The following is a 19,291-nucleotide window of genomic DNA, read 5'->3' on the forward strand; positions in this document are numbered from 1 at the left end:
ACACTGGGGACGTGATCGGCTCCGGACAGCCGGTGGGCGTGATGCCGTGAGTGACGACTGGGAGGCCGGGGAGACGCCGCGGCGCATCCGTCGACGCCATCGCGTTCTCCTGGCGGCGGCGGCCGTCGCGGTCGCGGGGATCGCGGTATCCCTCGCGCCCGGTGACGAACCGGATGACGGGTCCGTGGAGGTCGAGGCCGGCGATCCCGACGAGGTCGACAACCTGACGGTGGAACCGGGGACGGGAGAGGATCCGCCCGATCGCGTCGAGCCGGGGACGGGAGAGGGTCCGCCCGATCGCGTCGAGCCGGACCCGGCCGAGGACGACGACGCGGCCACCGAGCGCGTCACGACGATCGGTCGCCCCGTGGGGGGCTGGAGCCCGCTGCCGGAGGCGCCTCTACCGGGCCGCGCCGAGCCGGGCGGGGCGTGGACCGGTGCGGAGTTCGTGGTGTGGGGCGGCCGCGACCCCGAGGCCGGCACCTGGCACCGCGATGGCGCCGCGTACGATCCCGCGAGCGAGGAATGGCGGTCGCTGCCCGACGCGCCCGACGCGGCTGCCCCCGGGGGCACGGTGCTGTGGGACGACCACGACCTCGTCGTGCTCGGAGCCGACGGGGGGCGAACCTTGCGGCTCGACGTCGATGACGAGGAATGGGCGCGCCTCCCCGCCCCGCCCGTCGACCGGTGGACCGCGACGCGAGCCGCTGCGGCGGACGGCCGGACCTGGGTGGCCGACACGGGCGGCGCGGTCGTCGAGCTGGCCGGTGCGCACTGGGACCCCTTGCCCGATCCACCGCTCGAGGGCGTGACCGCCCTGGCGGCCGGTCCGGAGGGACTCGTCGCGTTCGGCCGGCCGAGCGATGGGGAGACTCTCGCCGACGATCCTGGGGAGGGCGGAGCAGGCGCCGACATCGGCCCGCGTGGAATGGCGGGGGCCGCGGTCGCCGCGGTCGCGTGGGAAGGAGACGGCTGGGACGACCCCGACCCGGCCCCGTTCAGCGGTCAATGGACCCCCGACGCGTCCATGGACGATGAGGGCGCCATCACCGCGGCCGGCGCCGCGCAGAGCCGCGGCGCGGTCCACGCGGCCTGGCGATGGCACCCGTCGCAGGGTTGGACGGCGTTGCCGCGTCTTCCGGGGCGCACCGCTCGCGCCGAACCCCGGGTGGAACCGCTGCCCGGCGGCCGGGCCCTCGTCTGGCCCGCGGACGCGCCGGACGCCGCACGTGTGCTCGTGGCCGCCGGGGTCTCGCCGGGATCGAGCAGCGAGCAGAACGCGGTATGGCGGGAACTCGCCCGCCCGCCCGATGCGCTCTCCCCCGGCGCCGCGTCGGCCTGGTCGGGCGACGGCCTGTTCGTCTGGGGCGAGGACGGCGGCGCGGTGTGGCGCGAGCGCCCGCCGGGGGCGGTGGCGTTGCCCCCCTCCGATGCGCCGCGATGGGACGGCGACTGGGAGACGCTCCCGGCACTTCCCGATGATCGTCGGGACCCGACGCTCGCGGGCCTCGAGGACGGCCTGCTCGCGTGGAGCGGTCGTGACGCGGACGATCAGTTCGAGCGTGACGGGTTCGTCCTCCGCTCGTTCGACGGGCGATGGAGCGAGGTGGCGTCTGCCCCGATCGCGGGCCGGTACGAACCCGCGACGGCGTCGACGGGCCGGCGTGTCTTCGTGTGGGGCGGCGCCCGCGCCGTCAGGACGCCGCAGAACGAACGGGACGACGACGCGTACGCCGACGGCGCGGTCTACGACGCGGAGCGGGACGAGTGGCGCCGGCTGCCCGACGCGCCGCTGCCCCCGGTCGCCCGCCCGAGCGGGATGTGGGACGGTGACCGCTTCGTGGTGGTCAGCGCCTCGGGAGCGGCCGCGTACGACCCGGGTCAGGACGCCTGGCAGCGCCTGCCCGACCCGCCCGGGCACGTGGAGCCCGCCGTGGTCACCGCCGTCGATGACGAGCTGCGCCTACTCGCCTCCGACTGGGAGGACGAGATCGTCGCCGCGTCCCTGCGGGAGGGGCAGTGGGAGGTCGAGGCGGTCGCGGATCTGCCGGCCTCACCCCGTGCTGTGTCGCCCGAACCGACCGACGATGACCCACGACGCGCCGGCGCGTGGTCGGCCGAGTCCGCCGAGGTCGTGCTGGCCGAATCCGGTTGGCCCGTGCACGCTCCCCCTTGGGATGCCCCGGGCGGCGGCCCGGCAGCGCTCGTCGACGGACGTGTGGTGCTGTGGGGCGGAGCACGGATCGGTGACGCACACCACGGGCGGGCCGGCGCGGCTGCGATGGACACCGAGGGCGAGTGGTCGGTCCTGCCCGATCCCCCGCCCTACGCCGACGGCGACAGAGCGGTTGCCGTCGGCGGCGCGTTCGTGCTGTGGTCCGACGCGGGCGACCCGGCCGCGTTCCTGCCCGCGGACACGAACTCCGAGGCCGCGACCCCCGAGGCCACGACGCCCGAGGCCACGGCCCCCGACTCGTGACTCGTGACGAGCCCGCGAGGCTCGAGTCAGGACGCGCCCTGCCCGGACTCGTCGGCAGAGCCCGTCCCGTCGCCGGTGTCGAGCAACTCGACCACCCGCTCGGTCTCGAGCCGGAAGAACTTGCGGCGACCTCGATCGCGATCCAGGCCCGCCACCTCGAGCCGGCGAGGATCGACGGCACGATCCTCCCCGGAGGACAGCGCCGCGTGGGCTGCGCGCAACGCGGCCCCCAGGTCCATGCCGGGGGCGTAGCGGTCGGCGAGCTGGCGATTCACGGGTTCGGTCGTCCCGCCGATCACGACATGGCCGGACTCGTCGGAGATCGAGCCGTCGTACAGGATGTGATAGAGGTCCACGGCGTCCGGGGTGACCTCGGCGACCAGCAACTCCACCTCGAACGGCTTCGATGGCTCCGTGAAGGCGCTGCCCAGCGAATTCGCGTAGGCGTTCGCGAGCGAACGGCCCGTCACGTCCTCACGGGCGTACTGATAGCCCGTGATGTCGGCCAGTCGGATCCCCTGTCGGCGCAGCAGCTCGAACTCGTTGTACTTGCCCACGGCGGCGAACGCGACACGATCGTAGATCTCGCTGATCTTGTGCAGCGTCGTCGAGGGATTCTCGGCCACGAACAGCACGCCCCGGTCGAACTCGATCGCGACGACCGATTTCCCGCGGCTGATCCCCTTCCGGGCGAAGTCCGCCCGGTCTTTCATCATCTGTTCGGGCGAGACGTAGGGCATCATCGACGACACGGCACTGCTCCTCTGTCGCGTGCGACCGGTGGGTGGCTCGTGGGGCGGGAACTCTGCGGTATCGGGCGGCGACTAGGACCTGCGGCGCTGGTTGATGACGGCATCGACCCGTTCGGCGACCGTGTCGTCCTCGAGCTCGCGATAGCCGTCGGAGTCGACGACGGTCACCAGCGGGTAGATCTGGCGGACGACGTCAGGCCCACCGGTGGCGATGTCCTCGTCCGCGGCGTCCCACAGCGCCTCGATCGCGATGTCGATGGCGGTCTCCCGCGAGAGGTCCTCGCGATACCGGGCCTTCAGGCTCCCGCGCGCGTCCCTGCCGCCAGAGCCGGTGCTCGCGAAGTGGCGCTCCTCGTAGCGGCCCCCCGTGGGGTCGAACTCGTAGATGCGCCCAGTGGTCCTCCCGTGGTCGAAACCGGCGAACATCGGGACGACGACCAGGCCCTGCATCGCCATCGGGAGGTTGTTGCGCACCATCTGCGCGAGCTTGTTCGCCTTGCCCTCGAGCGAGAGCGGTGAACCCTCGACCTTCTCGTAGTGCTCCAACTCGGTGGCGAAGATCTTCGCGAGCTCCATGGCCGGTCCGGCCGCACCGCTGATCGCGACCGCCGACCACTCGTCGGCCTGGAAGACCTTCCGCACGTCGCGCTTGGAGATGACGTTCCCGGCCGTGGCCCGTCGATCGCCGGCCACGATCACTCCCCGCTCGTCGTCCCGTCCGAAGGTGAGGGCGAGGACCGTCGTCCCGTCCACGTGCTCGGGCAAGCTGTCGAGCCGCGGGTGCGCGTCCGGTGCGGACCGCTCCAGCAGCGCCGAGAAGCTCGATCCCCCGGGGTCGAAGGGGCCCCTGCTCCCGACGCTGAAGCCAGGGCCCGAGGGATCCTCTCGAGAGACGTCGAATCCCTGGTCACGGGTGGTCACAGGCGCGTCCTCCGGTCGATGGGGGCACGGTGGGCATCCTAGGGGCGGCCTTTCCTGCCCGCAGGAGGTGTTGGCGGTCGGGCTCGTCCTGTTCTCCCTGCGCGTGTCACGTTGCCACGAGCTTGGCACGCTATCGTTGCCCGCACCGAGGGTCGAGCGGTTCAGGCGGCCGTCGTCGCCCCGGTCGCCGATCCGTACCCTGGGCCGCGCCTCCCTGCGACGAGGATCCGATCATGACATCCGACGCCCTGATGACCGAGAACGACGGGCCCGCGACCATCGACCCCTCGACGCTGGCCGCGCAGCGACAGCGCGGCGAGTCGCACGCGGTCGTCGACGTGCGCACCCCCGGGGAGTTCGAGGCCGAGCGCCTCGCGGACGCGGTCAACCTCCCCCTGGACGTGCTCCGGCGGGACCCGCAGCGCGTCGCGGGGGCGCTCGACGGCCCGGCGGTGGTGGTGTGCCAATCGGGTGCTCGCGCCGCGCAGGCCGCGGAGTTGCTCGTCGAGGCGGGCGCACCGGATTGCCGTGTCCTCGACGGCGGCATGAACGCGCTGACACGTGAACGACACGAACTGGACGTCGACGTTCTGCAGGGCCGGCGTGTCTGGGACATGGAGCGCCAGGTGCGCTTCGCGGCCGGCTCACTGGTCGTGACCGGACTCGCCCTGGGCGCGGCCTGGCGGCCGGCGCGGCTGGTGTCCGCGTTCGTGGGCGGCGGCTTGGTGTTCTCCGGGCTGACGAACACGTGCGGGATGGCCCGCGTGCTCGCGAAGATGCCGTGGAACCGTCGTGGGTCGCTCGACCTCGACGAGGCCGTCGCGCAGCTGCCCGGGTGAGTGGGCGTCCCTGTCCCGCCTGGCCGGGTACCCTCTGACGGTGACACGACCGGGGGCGAAGGCATGGCAGCGCGCACCCACGAACAGGACCTGTCCGCGGCGCTCCTCGAGCTCGCCGACACGCTCACCTCGGACTACGACGTCGTGGACTACCTCGACCGCTTGTTGCACTACTCGTGCGGCGTCATGCAGGCGCCGGCCGGGGGGGTGATGCTCGACAACGGACGGGGGTCGCTCGCGGTCATGGCCTCGACCGACGAGCGCATGCGCCTGCTCGAGGTGCTCGAGGTACAAGGCGACGAGGGGCCCTGTGTCGATGCGTACCGATCCGGCGAGCGGGTGGTCGTCGGGGACCTCCGGGGCTCGAGGCAATGGCCGGGGTTCACCCCGATGGCCTCCGAACGCGGCATCGCGGCGGTGTGCGCGTTCCCGCTGCGCTGGCGCGACCACTCGATCGGCGCGCTCAACCTCTTCCGGGACGAGCCGGGTGCGCTGGAACCGAGGCAACTGCAGGCCGCGCAGGCGCTGGCCCAGATGGCGGCGATCGGCATCCTGCAGGAGCGCGCGGTCCGCGAGGCCCGCGAGCTCACCGCTCAGCTGCAGACCGCGTTGCACAGCCGTATCGTCATCGAGCAAGCCAAGGGCATCCTCGCCGAGCGCGGGGGCTTTGACATGGGCGCGGCCTACGAAGCGCTGCGCTGGTACTGCCGCACGCGAAACCTGCGATTGCGGCAGACGGCCGGGGCCATAACCGCCGATCCCTCCGTCGCCGACGAGGTGATCGCCGACCAACGGACCGATTGAGCCGCACGGCGGGGTGCACCGACTCCCGCGGTCGCGGGGTGCCTCCACCTCTCGGGCGGGAGCCGGCGCGCAGCGGTCTGCGACACGCCCGTGCGACGCCGTCGTTGCTCGACCTCGCCGAGGAACGGGAGCAGGTCAGGAAAGGCTCACCAGAGGTGACGTCCGTCCGTCGGTGGGCTAACGTCGGCCGTCGGTCACGAGCAGGAGGAGGACGTGGGCACAGACGCCGGACCACCCGGGGAGGATGCGCCGGCCGGGGGGTCGATTCGATCCGGTCAGGGGGAGCACCGCGGTGCCGACCCCGGTCAGGGCGACCGTCGTCTGGACCGTTCGAACACGATCCGTGCGGGCGTGTTCGGCATCCAGGACGGGATCGTCAGCAACTTCGGCCTGATCATGGGCGTTGCGGGTGCGCAGATCGACCCGGCCGCGGTCATCGTGAGCGGGGTGGCCGGCATCGTCTCGGGGTCGATCTCGATGGGTGCCGGTGAGTACGTGAGCGTCCGCACCCAGGGCGAGATGCTCGCCGCCGGGAGGGCGGTCGACGAGGAGGAGAACGTCAACCCCTACCGCGCGGCAGCCGCCAACGGCGGGCTCTTCGCGATCGGGGGCAGCGTCCCGCTGTTCCCCTTCTTCTTCGCCACGGGGTGGGTCGCGGTGGTCATCAGTGTCGTGATGAGTGTCGCGGCGCTCTTCGTCGCGGGTGCGATCCTCACGCGTGTCACGCGGCGGCATCCGCTCGTGTCGGGCTTGCGCCTGCTCGTCATCGGTGGCGGCGCCGGCATGCTCGGCTACCTGCTCGGAACGCTGCTCGGTACGGCGCTCGGCGCTGGGTGACCGTGCCTCGTCCGAGCGGCGCGACCGGCGTCGCCGCTGTCCCTCCCGCACGCTGTCGATTCGAGCGCGGGACCCGGGATCGCCGTGGCGCTGCCCCAACGGCCCCGCCTCGGAACCCGCCTACTCGCCGCCCTTCTGGACGTAGTTCTTGACGAACTCCTCGGCGTTCTCCTCGAGCACCTCGTCGATCTCGTCGAGCAGGTCATCGACGTCGGAGGTGTCGACCTCCTCGGTCGCCTCCTCGGTCGTCTCGGTGTTCTCCTCGTCCTGCTTCGGGCGGCCCTTGCGGACCTGGCCTCCGTCGCTCATCGCAACCCCTCCTCGACGTCCACGGACCGCTCGCGTGCCGGACGCGCCGACGGGACGCCGTCACCCCCGAGTGTACGTGCGTCGCCGACGAAGCAGCGCCTAGTTGCCCTGCAGCGCGTCGAGCAGCTGTTCGGCGGTGTCGCAACGATCGATCAGCGCCTCAGTGGTGGCCGCGCCCCCCCGACCGGGATCCATCATCGGCACCCGTTGCAGGGACTCGCGCCCCACGTCGAAGATCAGCGCGTCCCAACCGGCGGCGGCGACCGCGTCGCGGTACTTCTCGAGGCAGCGCCCCCGGAAGTAGGCGCGGGTGTCGCGGGGCGGGTGGGCGACGGCCTGCTGGACCTCTCCCTCGTCGACGACGCGCTCGATGCGCCCGGCGTCCACGAGGCGGTTGTAGAGGCCCTTGTCCTGACGCACGTCGTGGTACTGCACGTCGATCAGTTTCAGCTTGTCGGCACTCCAGTCGAGGCCGTCGCGCGCCGCGTACCGGTCGAGCAGCTGGTGCTTGGTCACCCAGTCCACCACCCCGTCGAGCTTCATGGGATCGTCCTCCACGGTGGACAAGAGCCGTTCCCAGAGGGCCAGCACCTCCTCTGCCCATTCGGGAGCGAGCCCCTCCTCGTGGTACTTGCGCGCCCGTTCCAGGTACTGCCATTGCAACTCGACGGCGGTGGTGCGCGTGTTGGCGTCGAGGGCCACGGTCTGGCTGCAGGAGATGTCGTGGCTGATGGCGTGCAGTGCCTTGACCGGCTGCGCCAGGACCGGGGGTGGAGGCAGGAACCCGTCCTCCACCATGGACAGCACCAGGCTGGTCGCCCCGAGCTTGAGGTAGGTGCACACCTCGGAGAGGTTCGCGTCTCCGATGATCACGTGCAGGCGTCGGAACCGTTCCGGGTCGGCGTGCGGCTCGTCCCTGGTGTTCACGATCGGTCGCTTCAGCGTCGTCTCGAGCCCGACCTCGACCTCGAAGAAGTCGGCCCGCTGGCTGATCTGGTAGGGCACGTCCTTGCGTCCGAACTCGTTGCCGATCCGCCCGGCGCCCACGAGGACCTGACGCGACACGAAGAACGGGATGAGGTGGCGGGTGAGTTCCCCGAACGGGATGCGACGATCCATGATGTAGTTCTCGTGCATCCCGTAGGCGGCGCCCTTGCCGTCGGTGTTGTTCTTGCTGATCACGATGCGCCCGGGGCGGGCGCCGTCGCTGCCCTCTACATGGGGCAGGGTCTCGGCAGCGCGCTCGGCGGCGTGCTCGAGGATGCGCTCCCCCGCCTTGTCCCACACCGTCGCGTCGTAGGGGGTCGCGCACTCCGGGGTGGAGTACTCGGGGTGGGCGTGGTCCACGTAGAACCTGGCCCCGTTCGTGAGGATCGTGTTCGCGAGGCCGACGTCATCCTCGGGAGCGGGCTCGTGCCCCCCCGGCTGCGTGAACCCGCGCGCGTCTCGCAGCGGGTTCTCCTCCTCGTAGTCCCAGCGCGCCCGGTGGCGACCGTCGGCCGAGTACGCGTTGACCACCAGGGACGACGCCAGCACGGGGTTGAAGTCGGGGCGGCCGACCACGCTGATCCCGAACTCGGTCTCGGTGCCGAGGTACTTGGGGCTCGCCACGGGGGTGCGCTCCCTCCCTGGTCGGGGTCCGTCGGCTCCCAGTGTCGCACCAGGGAGGGGGGTCGGACAGCAGCCCTCGCGGGTCCCGGTCGATCGTCCACAAGCGCGAGCGGCCGATCCGTCGGAGTGCGCGCGCTGCGATGGTTCGCTCGTCCCATGGCCATGACACACGCCGGGACCGCGACCGTCCAGCAGACGGCCATCGACCCGTTGGGTCTACGGACGGAACTCACACCGACCCGCCCCCGGCGAGCAGCCGGGAGCGACGCGCGGCGCTCCGTGAGCTCGCCGCCGGGCAGGACGGCCAGTTCGCCACCGCTCAGGCCGGTGTGCTCGGTCTCACCCGCGGCGGGGTGCGAGCACTCGCCGACGCACACGAGATCGTGGCGCTCCGCAAGGGGGTGTGGCGGTTCCTCAGTGCCCCGGGCGAGCCCGACGAGGCGATGACGGCCTGCCTGGCCTCGTGGCCGCTCGCCGTGCTCTCACACGCGAGTGCCGCACGGCACCACGGGCTCGAACGCGTCCCTCGGCCAGCACAGCCGTCGGTGACGGTCCCGGTGCAGGCACGCTGTCGACCCAGCGGCGTTCGGGTCCACCGCAGCCGCGCGCTGCCCGCGCGCGACGTCGCTCGGAGCGGCCGGATCCCGGTGACGAGCCTCGCCCGGACGGTCTGCGACCTCGCCGATGGCGCTGCTCCCTGGGAGACCTTCGCCCGGGTCGACGATGCGATCGCCCTGGGGGCCTCACGGCGCTGGCTGCACGAGAGAGCCTCGGCGCTGCGCTCCGGGCGGGACGGGGTGGCGCTCGTCGCCACGGCGACGGCCCCCGAGAGCGGCGAGGTGTTCCGCTCGTGGCTCGAGCGTGTCGCGTCCGTGGTCTACCGGGCCGCGGGCCTCCCCGACCCCGAGTGGAACGTCCCCATCGATGACGAACGCGGGCTCATCGGGATCGTGGATGCCTTCTGGCGACCCTGGGCGGTGATCGGCGAGAAGGAAGGGCTGCGTTTCCACAGCTCTCGGGAGCAGCTCCAGCAGGACGCGCAGCGATTCAATCGCCTCCACGAAGCGGGTTACGTGGTGCGCCGCTTCGGGTGGGAGGACGTGGTCCACCGCCCGGTAGAGGTCGCAGCGTCGGTCATGCGGGCCCTGCGTGCCGCCGGCGCGGACTTGGATCCGGCGCGACTCCCCCGCGTCATCGAACTGCCGGCCCATCCGTTTCGCTGACCGCTCCTCCGGCCGGGATCGCCTACCCGCCCCCTTCGCTGACGATGCTGCCGGCCACGGCCGACTCGCGCGAGGCGACCGCCTCGTTTCGGCCTCCGTCTCGGCCGCTGTGGGCAGGAGCGCACGCAGCGCCGTGCGCACTTGTCCACAGCGAGCGGCTAAGCGACACGGACCGGTGACGTGTGGGCATCATCGCCCGTTTCAACTGCCGCAGGTGTCCACACGCGGGGGGGCGGGCGAGTGGAAGCGCCCGGGTGTGGACGGTTCCGGGGCCTGCCCTTGCGGAACCGTCCACACCGCGACGGGTCCGCGGGGCGGCCGCCAGTGCCAGATGGGGCGCGGCCGCCAGTGCTAGATGGGGCGCGGCCGCCAGCGCTAGAGGTACTGGCCGGTGTTGATGTTCTCGATCGACTTGCCGGGTTCCTCGCCGTCGCCGATCAGCGTGCGCACGTAGACGATGCGCTCGCCCTTCTTGCCGCTGATCCGTGCCCAGTCGTCCGGGTTGGTGGTGTTCGGGAGGTCCTCGTTCTCCTTGAACTCGTCCCGGACGGCCTCGTAGAGGTCCTCGGCCTTGATCCCGCGCTGCCCCTCGTCGAGGTAGCGCTTGATCGCGGCCTTCTTCGCCCGGGCGACGACGTTCTCGATCATCGCCCCCGAGTTGAAGTCCTTGAAGTAGAGGATCTCCTTGTCCCCGTTGGCGTAGGTGACCTCGAGGAACCGGTTCTCGTCCGCCTCGGCGTACATCCGGCGACACGTCTCCGTGACGACGGCGTGGATCGCCTCCTGCTCGCCGCCGTGCTCCTTCACGAGGTCCGGATGCAGCGGGACCCCCGAGTGCAGATAGATCTTGAAGATCTCGCGGGCGGCGAGCTCGTCCGGGCGCTCGATCTTGATCTTCACGTCCAGGCGTCCGGGCCGCAGGATGGCGGGGTCGATCATGTCCTCGCGGTTCGACGCGCCGATGACGATGACGTCCTCGAGCGTCTCGACCCCGTCGATCTCGCTGAGCAGCTGCGGCACGATGGTGTTCTCGACGTCGCTCGACACGCCCGACCCGCGGGTGCGGAAGATCGAGTCCATCTCGTCGAAGAACACGATGACCGGATGGCCCTCCTCGACCTTCTCCCTCGCCCGCTGGAAGATGAGCCGGATCTGGCGCTCGGTCTCGCCGACGTACTTGTTGAGCAGCTCCGGGCCCTTGATGTTCAGGAAGTAGCTCCGCGCGTCCGCGCGCTTCTCCTTCTCGGCGACGCGGCCGGCGAGGCTCGAGGCGACGGCCTTCGCGATCATCGTCTTCCCGCAGCCGGGGGGGCCGTAGAGCAGGATCCCCTTGGGCGGGGTGAGGTGGTGCTCGCGGAACAGGTCCGCGTGCACGAACGGGAGCTCGACCGCGTCCTGGATCGCCTCGATCTGGTCCCCGAGTCCACCGATGTCCGTGTAGTCGATGTCGGGGATCTCCTCGAGGACGAGTTCCTCCACCTCGGGCCGCGGCAGGCGCTCGAGCGCGTAGCTGGAACGGGGCTCCACGAGCAGCGAGTCACCGGCGCGCAACGGCAGGTCTTGCAGTGGCTCGGCGAGACGCACGACCTGCTCGTCGTCGGTGTGGTTGATGACGAGCAGCCGATCGTCGTCGAGACGCTCCTTGAGGCTCATGACCTCGCCCACCGACTCGTACTGGGCGGCGAGGACGACGTTGAGGGCCTCGTTGAGCACCACCTCCTGCCCGGGCTGGAGCTCCTTGGCGGGCACGTCGACGGAGCAGTTGACCCGAAGCTTCCGGCCCTGGGCGAACACCTCGAGGATGTAGCCCTCGTCGGTCTCGTCGGCGATGCCGAGGAACACGCCGTAGCTCGACGGCGGGGCCGAGAGCTTCTCGACCTGCTCCTTCAGCGTGACGATCTGCTCGCGTGCCTCTCGTAGCGTGTCCGCGAGCTTCTGGTTCTGGGCGACCGCGTTGGACAGCTGCGCCTTGGTCTCGAGCACTCGTTCCTCGAGCGCGCGGACACGCTGGGGGGATTCCTCCAGCCGCCGGCGCAGGAGCGCGGCCTCCTCCTGGAGATAGTTGACCTGCTCGCGAAGCTCCGCGACCTCGGCGTCCTGGTCTGCCATGGCGGATCTTCCTCCGGGCCAGCTACGGACCGGCGTGGTGGGCGGCCGGAACCGGCTGCCATGCTCGGGCAAGCCCGAGCGCCGCAGCGGCTCCGGTGGGCCTGCGGCCTCCGCTGTCCGCGAGTATAGGTCGAGCGACCCTCAGGCTCTGCGCATCCGGACCGTCCAGAGCTACTCGTCCGCGAGCCGACGCACCGTCGTGAGGAAGGCGGTGTGGGCGACCATTCGGTGGTCGGGCCGGACGGCGAGGCCCTCGACGTGCCACGTGCGCAGCAGCGTCTCGACGGTCTGGGCCAATCCCCAGCGGCGGTCGGCATCGAGTGCCTCGCGCAGCCGCATCACCTGCGGCACCGACGGGGTGTAGGCACACAGGATGCCCCCCGAGTGCAGTGCCTCGACCGCGATCGGCACGATCCTGTCGGGTTCGAGCAGGTCGAGCACGAGCCGGTCGCAGCTCAGGCCGGGCAGCCGCTCGACGACGTCGGCGACCTCGAGCGTCCAGTTCGGCGGGTGGGTCCCGAACCGGTCCGCGATCGAGCGGGCGGCCACGGTCGCGTGATCCTCACGGAGCTCGAACGACACCACCCGACCGTTCGGCCCGACGGCGCGCAGGAGCGCCGCGGTGAGCGCGCCGGACCCGGCGCCCGCCTCGATGACCGTGCAACCCGGGGCGATGTCCGCGAGTCCGACGATCATCGCCTGGTCCTTGGGGTAGACGACCTGGGCGCCGCGCTTCGCCTTGAGGGTCCAGTCGCCGGCGGTGGGTCGGAGCGCCAGGAGCGTCGTGCCCTTCGCGCTGCGCACACGTGAGCCCTCGGCCGCGCCGAGCAAGTCGTCGTGCGCGACGGCGCCCCCGTGGTAGTGGAACGTGCCGCCGGTGGCGAGGGTGACGAGGTAGCGCCGTTCCTTGCGGTCGACGAGCAGGGCGACCTCGCCGGGCCCGAACGGCTCGGGATGCCCGGCGTGCCGTGGCTCGCGACCCTCGGCCGGCGTCGTGGGGGGATCCTCGGCGTCACGCATGACGCGCAAGCCTAGCTGGCCGTAGGTCTTGTCAAGCATCGTGTACGACATCCTTGGCAGCCCCCGGTGTGCGCGGGGGCTGGCGGGATGCTTGTGTGGCGGTGGGGTGCGAGGTCGGCGGGGCCGTAGGCCCACGCTGATCTATGCGACCTCCACTGAGGGTGGGGTCAGCTGGCTTCGTTCGGGCTCTGAGACGGGTGGAAGGCCGGGCGTCAAGCTAGGAGCGGCGTGACCCGCGAACGAGTCCGCCATAGCCCGTACGACGTCTGATCCGGCCTTCCTGTCCGCGAGCCTCGCACGATCGACCGCGGATGGGAAGGGTCCGGTGTCCTACTCCTTGCTGGCCCAGCAGGCGGGGTCGTACAGCGTCTGGTCGCGGACCATCGCGAAGGCGATCTTGTTCGCCCGGCGGGCCAGGGCGGTGGCGATGATCGCGCCGGGCTTGCCGCGCTCGCGCAGCCCGGCGGCGTAGCGGCGGGCGGCGGGATCTTGGTGCCACAGGCCTACGCCGAGGTCGAGGATCGCCCGGCGCAGCGGCACCGATCCCTCCCGGCTGATGCCGCTGTCACGCCGGCGACCGGCGGACTCGTACTGGGCGGGGTTCAGCCCGGCGGCGCGGTACACCTGCCGGTGCGAGGGCCAGCGTGCCGGGTCGCCGACGCCGGCGGCGTAGCCGGCCGCGCGGACCGCCCCCCAGCCCGGCCCCGACGTCAGCACGCGGTAGCGGGTGGCGGGCACGAGCGCGTCGATGCGCGCGTCGACCTCGGCGAGTTGGCCGTCCAGGCCGTCGAGCAGCGCCAGATCGGCGGCCAGGACCTGACGGGCCACCGCCGCGTCGGGCGTGGGCAGCGCGTCGCGGGCCGCGGCCACGAGGCGCTCGGCCAGCGCCACGCTCACGCGCACGTCGCGGCGCGCCGCGAACGCCCGGAAGCGGGCCACGCCGAGCCGGGCGAGCCGATCGGGGTCTGAGAACTCGGCCGCGACAAGGCGGCCGACCTTGGTGCCCAGCACGCTCGACAGACTCGCGCCCAGCCCGGGAAAGCAGCGGTCCAGCTGACCGGTCAGCTGGTTCTTGACCGCCGAGCGGGCCTGCACCCGCCGGCGGCGATGCGCCGCCCACGCGCTCAGCTCGACCAGCAGCTCATCACCGACGGCCACCTCGTAGCCGCGGCCGGCCAGCAGCAGATCCGCGATCGCGGTCAAGTCGATCGGGTCGGTCTTGGTCCGACCCGTGCCGTTGACCCGCCGCTGGGCTGACACCCACGCCGGGTTGTGCTCCACCAGCTGCCAGTGCCCGGGCAGCACCCTCGAGGCGACCAGCGGCCGGTGGTAGTGCCCGCACGCCTCCACCCCCACCCGCACCAACGCCGTCTCCGCCGGCAGAACCCGCTCGACCCGAGCGACGAACCCCGCCACCCCCGACCGGTCGAGAGCGAACTCGAACGGCGCGGCCAGCCGCCGACCCGAGAAGTCGACCACCATCGCCATCGCCGCCGACTTGCCCACATCCACCGGCACCGCCACCAGCCGATCCAACCCCACGCCGACCGTCCGCGCCGAAAGTTGCTGCGCTCGAATACCATGCATGTGCATCATCAAGCCCACCTCCCGGTGGTGTCAGGAGAACCAGGCGCGACAACGCCCGACCCTCGGAACCTGTGCGGGTCCCTTCTGACACCTCCGGAGGCGAAACCCATGGAACCGCTACCGGCAGGTCATATCAGCCCGCTGCGTGTCGGCCCTCGTCGGCCGACCGGGGCGGGCAACCGTGTTCGGTCCGATTCCCCGAGCGCCGGGGAGCGGTGGGGGCTACCCGACGGTCTGGCGGGACTCGGCACGGACGATGGCCGACTCCAGGAGCGAGGACACCACCCGCTTGGTCGATTCGCGGTCACGCGCGTCGCAGTAGGTCATCGGTCGATGCTCCGAGATCGCGAGCGCCTCGCGGACCTCCTCGAGCCCGTGGAACGCCTGGCCGTGGAACCGGTTGACCGCCACGGTGAAGGGGATGTCGCGCTGCTCGAAGTAGTCGACGGCGGCGAAGCAGTCCTCGAGACGACGGGTGTCGACGAGAACCACCGCGCCGATGGCGCCCGCCGTGAGGTCGTCCCACAGGAACGCGAACCGTGGCTGACCGGGCGTGCCGAACAGGTAGAGCACGAGATCGCTGGCAAGGTGGACCCGCCCGAAGTCCATGGTCACCGTCGTGGCGGTCTTGTCCGGGAGTGCCGAGGCATCGTCGACGCCGGCTCCGACGCTCGTCATCGACTCCTCGGTGCGGACCGGCTCGATCTCGGAGATCGAGCCCACGAACGTGGTCTTGCCCACCCCGAAGCCGCCCGCGACGACGATCTTGACCGCGGTCGGGGCTGTCGGGCCGTTAGAGACGTTCGACATCGGCGAGAACCCTCCGCAGCAGGTGCACGTCGTCCATCGGGCCCTCGCCCGTGGACGGGGTGGCGGCGGCCTCGAGGACGCCGTCCGCGACGAGGTCGCTCGCGAGCACTCGCACGACCCCTATGGGCATGCCGAGTGCGCCCGCGAGCTCCGCGACCGATCCGGCGCCGCCGAGGCACGCGTCGAGAACCCGGCGGGCCGAGGGGCTCTCGGCGCCGGCCGGCGACTTCAGCGTGGGCCGCAGCGGCGTCTCCAAGCGCAATTCGGGACCCCGCGCCCGGGTGCGGCCGCCAACGAACATGTACGGGCGCGCGAGGCGAGGCTCCTGCTCCGCGCCGTCCGGACGTTCCGGCTCGCCGTTCATCAGCCCGCTGCTCCCCCGGGGGCGGGTTCGCTGGGCTCGTGCCCCCGGGAACCGACGCCGATGCCGCTGCGCAGCTGCGCGATGAGCGCCGGCGTCAGCACGCCGCCCAGCCGTTCGGCGACGAGGCCCATCTCGTGGGCGACGAGGCCGGCGTCCGCTTGCCGGCTCGCGACGACCGCGAGGCCCGACGCGTCACTGACCCGCGTGACGAACAGGTAGCCCTTGTCGAGCTGAACGATGATGTCGTTCAGGGTCCCGCCGTCGAAGGTGCGGGCCGCGCCGCGCCCGAGACTCAGCATGCCCGAGGCGATCGCGGAGAACTGGTCCGCGGTGTCGCGATCCAACCCCGGGGAGCGCGCGATGAGCAGGCCGTCGGCGCTCACCACGATCGCCTCGATGACTTCAGGGACGCGTTCCGCGAAGTTGGCGACGATCCAGTCCAGGTCGAGCCCGTTCCCACCCTGCGTCGCGTGGGTCCCGCCGGTCATTTCGGTCACGGCCGGTCACCTCCCCCATCCTCCAGCTCTCCCTGTGCGCCGGCCTCGCCTTCCTCGCGGGCGCGGCGGATGCTGCTGATGTAGCGGGAGAGCACGTCGCGCGGATCGTCTTCCTCGATGTCGGCGTCCGAGAGAAGGCCTCCCCGCCGCCCGCCCTCGGGTGCGGGTGCTGCCCGTCCTGGTTGACGCCGCGGCAGCTCACCCCCCGGTGGCGAGCTCGCCACCCCGGCGCGGGGGTCGGTCGGCTGGGTGGGGGGCATCGGTGCGGCGGCCGGTTGCGCGGGGGGCATCGGTGCGGCGGCCGGCTGCGCGGGGGGTTCGGTGGGTGGGCCGTCGTCCGCACCCGCAGCGGCGTCATGGTCGTCCCCGACGGGCTGGTCGCCACCATCGGCACTCGGTGCCCGGGGGCCGCGGTCCGGAGCAGACGTGTGCTCCGGTGCCTCCCGGGTGACGGACGGCAGCGGTGCGCCGGGGGCCTGAGCGAAGGGCGCCGGCCCTCCGATGTCCGGGTGGGCGATCGGCTCGGACACGCTGCTCTCCGGGTGAGGCGGGGCATCGGGGACGGCCGCCGACAGCGTGGGTCGGGCTGCCCCCGAAGCCGGGATCGACCAGCCGGTCCCCATCTGAGGGGCGGGCGCCGGCTTGGGGCGCCGGCCCAACACCCGCCTCCAGAACGGGCGCCGCGGCCCGGTGTCCACGGATTCCTCGGCGGTCGCGGCACGGCGGCCGGGAGCGTTGGGCATGGCCGCCTCCTCGTCGGCTGGTTCCGCCCACGGGTCGGGATCGGGTGGGGGCGTATCTGCGGCCGGCGGGGACGCGAGGTCCGTCGCACCGGCCGAGGAGTCGCTGTTCGGGTGACGGCGGGGCAGACCGCTGTGCGTCTCGGCCGCCTCCGCGTGGTTCGTGTCCTCCGGTCGGCTCGCGGTCGCGTGGGGGTGCTCAGCGTCCTCCGGTCGGCTCGCGGTCGCGTGGCGGTGCTCAGCGTCCTCCGCTCGGCTGACCGCGTCGGGCTGCCTCGCCGTGGGGTGCTGTCCAGCGGCGAACGGCTGGATCGGCGTCTCCGGCTCTCGCGGCTCGTTCACCTGGGGCTCGGGAGCGGCCGGATACGGTGTGGGGTCCAGCGCCATACCTGGCAGCAACGCGCCGCCGCGTACCTGCATGGAGCCGAGAGGGCCGCGGTCCGGCTCCGGTGGCGCGGGCCCGGGGAGAGCCGCCGGCAGCTCCGGCACCGGCTCGTCGACCGCGAGGAGCGGGGGCGGGACGACGACGGCCGCGGTCGTGCCATCCTCTCCCCCGTCTACCTGCACACGGATGTCGTGGCGCTGAGCGAGCAACCCCGCGACGACGAAGCCGAGGGAGCGGCCGACCCCGAAACCCGCCGTGGGCGGATCGTGCAGTCGCGCGTTAGCTCGCCGCAGCTCCTCCGGGCTCATTCCCACGCCTCGGTCGCGGATCTCGACGCGGACTCCCGCGTGCTCCGCGTCGTCGACCGCTGCGAGGTGCGCGACGACCTCGACCTCGCTGGAGGGGTCCGAGTAGGTCGTCGCGTTCTCGACCAGCTCCGCGAGGAGGTGAGCGAGGTCGGCGGCGGCACGCCCGTGGATCTCGACCTCGGCGGTGGTGCGCACCTGTACGCGGCGGTAGTCCTCGACCTCGCCCGCGGCCGCTTGCAGCACCTCCTCCAGGGGCAGCGCCTTCGTCCATCGCCGGGGGGTCTCCGAGCCCGCCATGACGAGCAGGCTCTCCGCGTTGCGCCGCATGCGGGTCGCGAGATGGTCGATGGTGAACAGCCGCTCCAGCGCTTCGGGGTCCTCCTCGTGGCGTTCGAGGCGGTCGAGGACGCTGATCTGCCGGTCGACCAGCGACTGGTTACGGCGGGCGAGGTTGACGAACAGTTCGCTCACGCCTCGACGGGCGGTCTCGGCGAGGTCGGTGGCCGTGTCGGCGGCCACGGTGCGGACCCGTTCGAATGCCTGAGCGAGTCGGCCGATCTCGTCCTTCGCCTCGCCGCCTTCGATCGGCGTCGTTGCCTCGGGGGCGACCGGGCGGCCGGTGTGCAGCGCGGCGACGAGTTCGGGCAGCCGCCGGTCCGCGACGTCCTCCGCGGCCTCGACGAGCTGGGAGATGGGGCGCTCCATCTGTCGCGTGATGCTGATGGAGAGCAGCAACGCGATGCCCACGACCCCGAGGGCGGCGCCCGCTGCGGTCACGCCCTCCTGGGTCGCGTTCTCCGCGTGCTCCGTGGCGGCGTCGAGCGCCGACTCGGCGGTCCTCGACGTCGCGGTTCGCAGCGCGTCGGCCCGGGTCTCGAAGTCCTCGGCGGCGCCGGGGTCGACCACGTCGGGGTCGAGGCGCCCGCCGAGGAGCACGCGGTCGCGCAACGAGTCGCTGCGCGCGCCCGCGCGCGTGTCGAACAGCTCTTCCAGCTCGTTGCGCACGGACGGCCCGAGCGAGGCGAGGGCATCCTCTTCGGCGGTGCGCGCCGTGCCCGCGTGCGCCGCGTAGCCCACGAGGCTGGCGTCGTCGCCGTCGCGGGCGACGGCCTCCAGGGACAGCAGCTCGCGGGAGACGGACTCGCTGGCGACCGACAGGGCCACCAGCCCCTGCAGGTCCCGCGCGAGGCTGGCGTCCACGCGATCCAGGCCCTCCCCGGCGAGCTCGGAACCGACGAAGCGCTGGGTCGCGAGCACGCCGTCGACCATCTCCTGGTAGGCCTGCTCGCCCTCGGCCCGGCTCATGGGAGAACGCGTCACCGCCTCGCGGGTCTCCTCGAGCTCGCCAGCATTGCCCTCGAGGCGGTCCAGCACCGCCGCATCGGTCGTGTCCGCGTCCCGGACGCGCTCGAAGGCCTCGTCGGTCTCGGTGCGGGCGTCCTCCAGGGCGACGTACGCGCCCGCGGTCACATCGACAGCCGCAGCCGCGCCGCTGGCGCGACGCTCCAGCTGCAGGGCGGCCAGCACGTCGTCGACGCCTTGCGCGGTTGCGGCGAGCTCCGCGGCGGTCTCGGATTGCTCGACCGCTTGCCAGCGCTCGAACACGTGCAGGCCCGCGAAGACGAGCAGGCCCACGAGGGGCGCGACGAGGAGCGCCACGAGCTTCCAGCGCATCCGCAGGTTCTGGATCATCGAC

The 19,291-nt window shown here is 72.2% G+C and carries 16 protein-coding genes; 5 read left to right on the forward strand and 11 right to left on the reverse strand.

The genetic code is table 11. The annotated features are described in order from the left end of the window. The first annotated feature begins 46 nt into the window (after positions 1-46). Complete coding sequence (locus ER308_RS20565; protein WP_131156713.1) at positions 47-2,479, forward strand: hypothetical protein; 2,433 nt, start codon at positions 47-49, stop codon at positions 2,477-2,479. A gap of 26 nt (positions 2,480-2,505) precedes the next feature. Here ER308_RS20565 and prcA read toward each other — a convergent pair whose 3' ends face one another. Beyond that, positions 2,506-3,222, reverse strand: coding sequence for a proteasome subunit alpha (gene prcA, locus ER308_RS20570; RefSeq protein WP_240732141.1), 717 nt, complete (start codon positions 3,220-3,222; stop codon positions 2,506-2,508). An 81-nt stretch (positions 3,223-3,303) separates the two neighbouring features. Continuing rightward, entirely contained in the window at positions 3,304-4,041 is a 738-nt protein-coding gene (gene prcB, locus ER308_RS20575; protein WP_131157143.1) for a proteasome subunit beta, read from the reverse strand. Between the two features lie 344 nt (positions 4,042-4,385). On the opposite strand from prcB, the gene ER308_RS20580 reads away from it, so the two are divergent. The 3 genes from ER308_RS20580 to ER308_RS20590 all read left to right on the forward strand — a co-directional run bounded on the left by ER308_RS20580 (position 4,386) and on the right by ER308_RS20590 (position 6,632). Next, entirely contained in the window at positions 4,386-4,991 is a 606-nt protein-coding gene (locus tag ER308_RS20580) for a rhodanese-like domain-containing protein (protein WP_205745777.1), read from the forward strand. 63 nt (positions 4,992-5,054) lie between these two features. After that, the gene (locus tag ER308_RS20585) at positions 5,055-5,795 is read left to right on the forward strand and encodes a GAF and ANTAR domain-containing protein (protein ID WP_131156714.1); all 741 of its coding nucleotides are present in this window, start codon (positions 5,055-5,057) and stop codon (positions 5,793-5,795) included. Between the two features lie 213 nt (positions 5,796-6,008). Continuing rightward, positions 6,009-6,632, forward strand: coding sequence for a VIT1/CCC1 transporter family protein (locus ER308_RS20590; RefSeq protein WP_131156715.1), 624 nt, complete (start codon positions 6,009-6,011; stop codon positions 6,630-6,632). 120 nt (positions 6,633-6,752) lie between these two features. Here the strand turns inward: ER308_RS20590 and ER308_RS20595 are convergent, their stop codons facing one another. Beyond that, a complete protein-coding gene (locus ER308_RS20595; RefSeq protein WP_131156716.1) occupies positions 6,753-6,941 on the reverse strand; it encodes a ubiquitin-like protein Pup in 189 nt (62 codons plus the stop codon). A gap of 99 nt (positions 6,942-7,040) precedes the next feature. Further along, entirely contained in the window at positions 7,041-8,552 is a 1,512-nt protein-coding gene (gene dop, locus ER308_RS20600) for a depupylase/deamidase Dop (protein WP_131156717.1), read from the reverse strand. A gap of 353 nt (positions 8,553-8,905) precedes the next feature. Between dop and ER308_RS20605 the strand changes: the two genes are divergently transcribed. Then, a complete protein-coding gene (locus tag ER308_RS20605) occupies positions 8,906-9,775 on the forward strand; it encodes a hypothetical protein (protein ID WP_131156718.1) in 870 nt (289 codons plus the stop codon). A gap of 375 nt (positions 9,776-10,150) precedes the next feature. On the opposite strand, the gene arc is transcribed toward ER308_RS20605, so the two are convergent. The 7 genes from arc to ER308_RS20640 form a co-directional block, all read right to left on the reverse strand. Then, positions 10,151-11,884: a proteasome ATPase gene (arc, locus tag ER308_RS20610; RefSeq protein WP_131156719.1), complete on the reverse strand. Its 1,734-nt coding sequence runs from the start codon at positions 11,882-11,884 to the stop codon at positions 10,151-10,153. A gap of 171 nt (positions 11,885-12,055) precedes the next feature. Then, positions 12,056-12,943 (reverse strand): tRNA (adenine-N1)-methyltransferase, encoded by an 888-nt coding sequence (locus ER308_RS20615; protein WP_205745778.1) that lies wholly within the window; start codon positions 12,941-12,943, stop codon positions 12,056-12,058. 291 nt (positions 12,944-13,234) lie between these two features. Beyond that, a complete protein-coding gene (locus ER308_RS20620; RefSeq protein WP_205745615.1) occupies positions 13,235-14,500 on the reverse strand; it encodes an IS110 family RNA-guided transposase in 1,266 nt (421 codons plus the stop codon). 213 nt (positions 14,501-14,713) lie between these two features. Beyond that, on the reverse strand, positions 14,714-15,301 hold the full coding sequence (locus ER308_RS20625; protein ID WP_131156720.1) for a GTP-binding protein: 588 nt from the start codon (positions 15,299-15,301) through the stop codon (positions 14,714-14,716). After that, positions 15,285-15,665: a DUF742 domain-containing protein gene (locus ER308_RS20630; RefSeq protein WP_131156721.1), complete on the reverse strand. Its 381-nt coding sequence runs from the start codon at positions 15,663-15,665 to the stop codon at positions 15,285-15,287. Before ER308_RS20630 ends, ER308_RS20625 begins: the two co-directional genes overlap by 17 nt. Beyond that, positions 15,665-16,153: a roadblock/LC7 domain-containing protein gene (locus ER308_RS20635; protein WP_131157146.1), complete on the reverse strand. Its 489-nt coding sequence runs from the start codon at positions 16,151-16,153 to the stop codon at positions 15,665-15,667. The genes ER308_RS20630 and ER308_RS20635 overlap by 1 nt, the downstream gene beginning before the upstream one ends. Positions 16,154-16,158: 5 nt before the next feature. Further along, positions 16,159-19,287 (reverse strand): sensor histidine kinase, encoded by a 3,129-nt coding sequence (locus ER308_RS20640; RefSeq protein WP_240732142.1) that lies wholly within the window; start codon positions 19,285-19,287, stop codon positions 16,159-16,161. Positions 19,288-19,291 lie beyond the last annotated feature (4 nt).

It is taken from the genome of Egibacter rhizosphaerae, from assembly GCF_004322855.1.
In the GTDB taxonomy this organism is placed as follows: Bacteria; Actinomycetota; Nitriliruptoria; order Euzebyales; family Egibacteraceae; genus Egibacter; species Egibacter rhizosphaerae.

Excerpts from the sequence above, each read along its gene's own strand:
- ER308_RS20625 (WP_131156720.1), bottom strand. The coding sequence starts at position 15,301 with ATGTCGAACGTCTCTAACGGCCCGACAGCCCCGACCGCGGTCAAGATC.
- ER308_RS20585 (WP_131156714.1), top strand. The coding sequence starts at position 5,055 with ATGGCAGCGCGCACCCACGAACAGGACCTGTCCGCGGCGCTCCTCGAG.
- ER308_RS20595 (WP_131156716.1), bottom strand. The coding sequence starts at position 6,941 with ATGAGCGACGGAGGCCAGGTCCGCAAGGGCCGCCCGAAGCAGGACGAG.
- ER308_RS20615 (WP_205745778.1), bottom strand. The coding sequence starts at position 12,943 with ATGCTTGACAAGACCTACGGCCAGCTAGGCTTGCGCGTCATGCGTGAC.
- ER308_RS20635 (WP_131157146.1), bottom strand. The coding sequence starts at position 16,153 with ATGACCGGCGGGACCCACGCGACGCAGGGTGGGAACGGGCTCGACCTG.
- ER308_RS20640 (WP_240732142.1), bottom strand. The coding sequence starts at position 19,287 with ATGATCCAGAACCTGCGGATGCGCTGGAAGCTCGTGGCGCTCCTCGTC.
- ER308_RS20580 (WP_205745777.1), top strand. The coding sequence starts at position 4,386 with ATGACATCCGACGCCCTGATGACCGAGAACGACGGGCCCGCGACCATC.
- ER308_RS20630 (WP_131156721.1), bottom strand. The coding sequence starts at position 15,665 with ATGAACGGCGAGCCGGAACGTCCGGACGGCGCGGAGCAGGAGCCTCGC.
- arc (WP_131156719.1), bottom strand. The coding sequence starts at position 11,884 with ATGGCAGACCAGGACGCCGAGGTCGCGGAGCTTCGCGAGCAGGTCAAC.
- ER308_RS20620 (WP_205745615.1), bottom strand. The coding sequence starts at position 14,500 with ATGATGCACATGCATGGTATTCGAGCGCAGCAACTTTCGGCGCGGACG.
- prcA (WP_240732141.1), bottom strand. The coding sequence starts at position 3,222 with ATGATGCCCTACGTCTCGCCCGAACAGATGATGAAAGACCGGGCGGAC.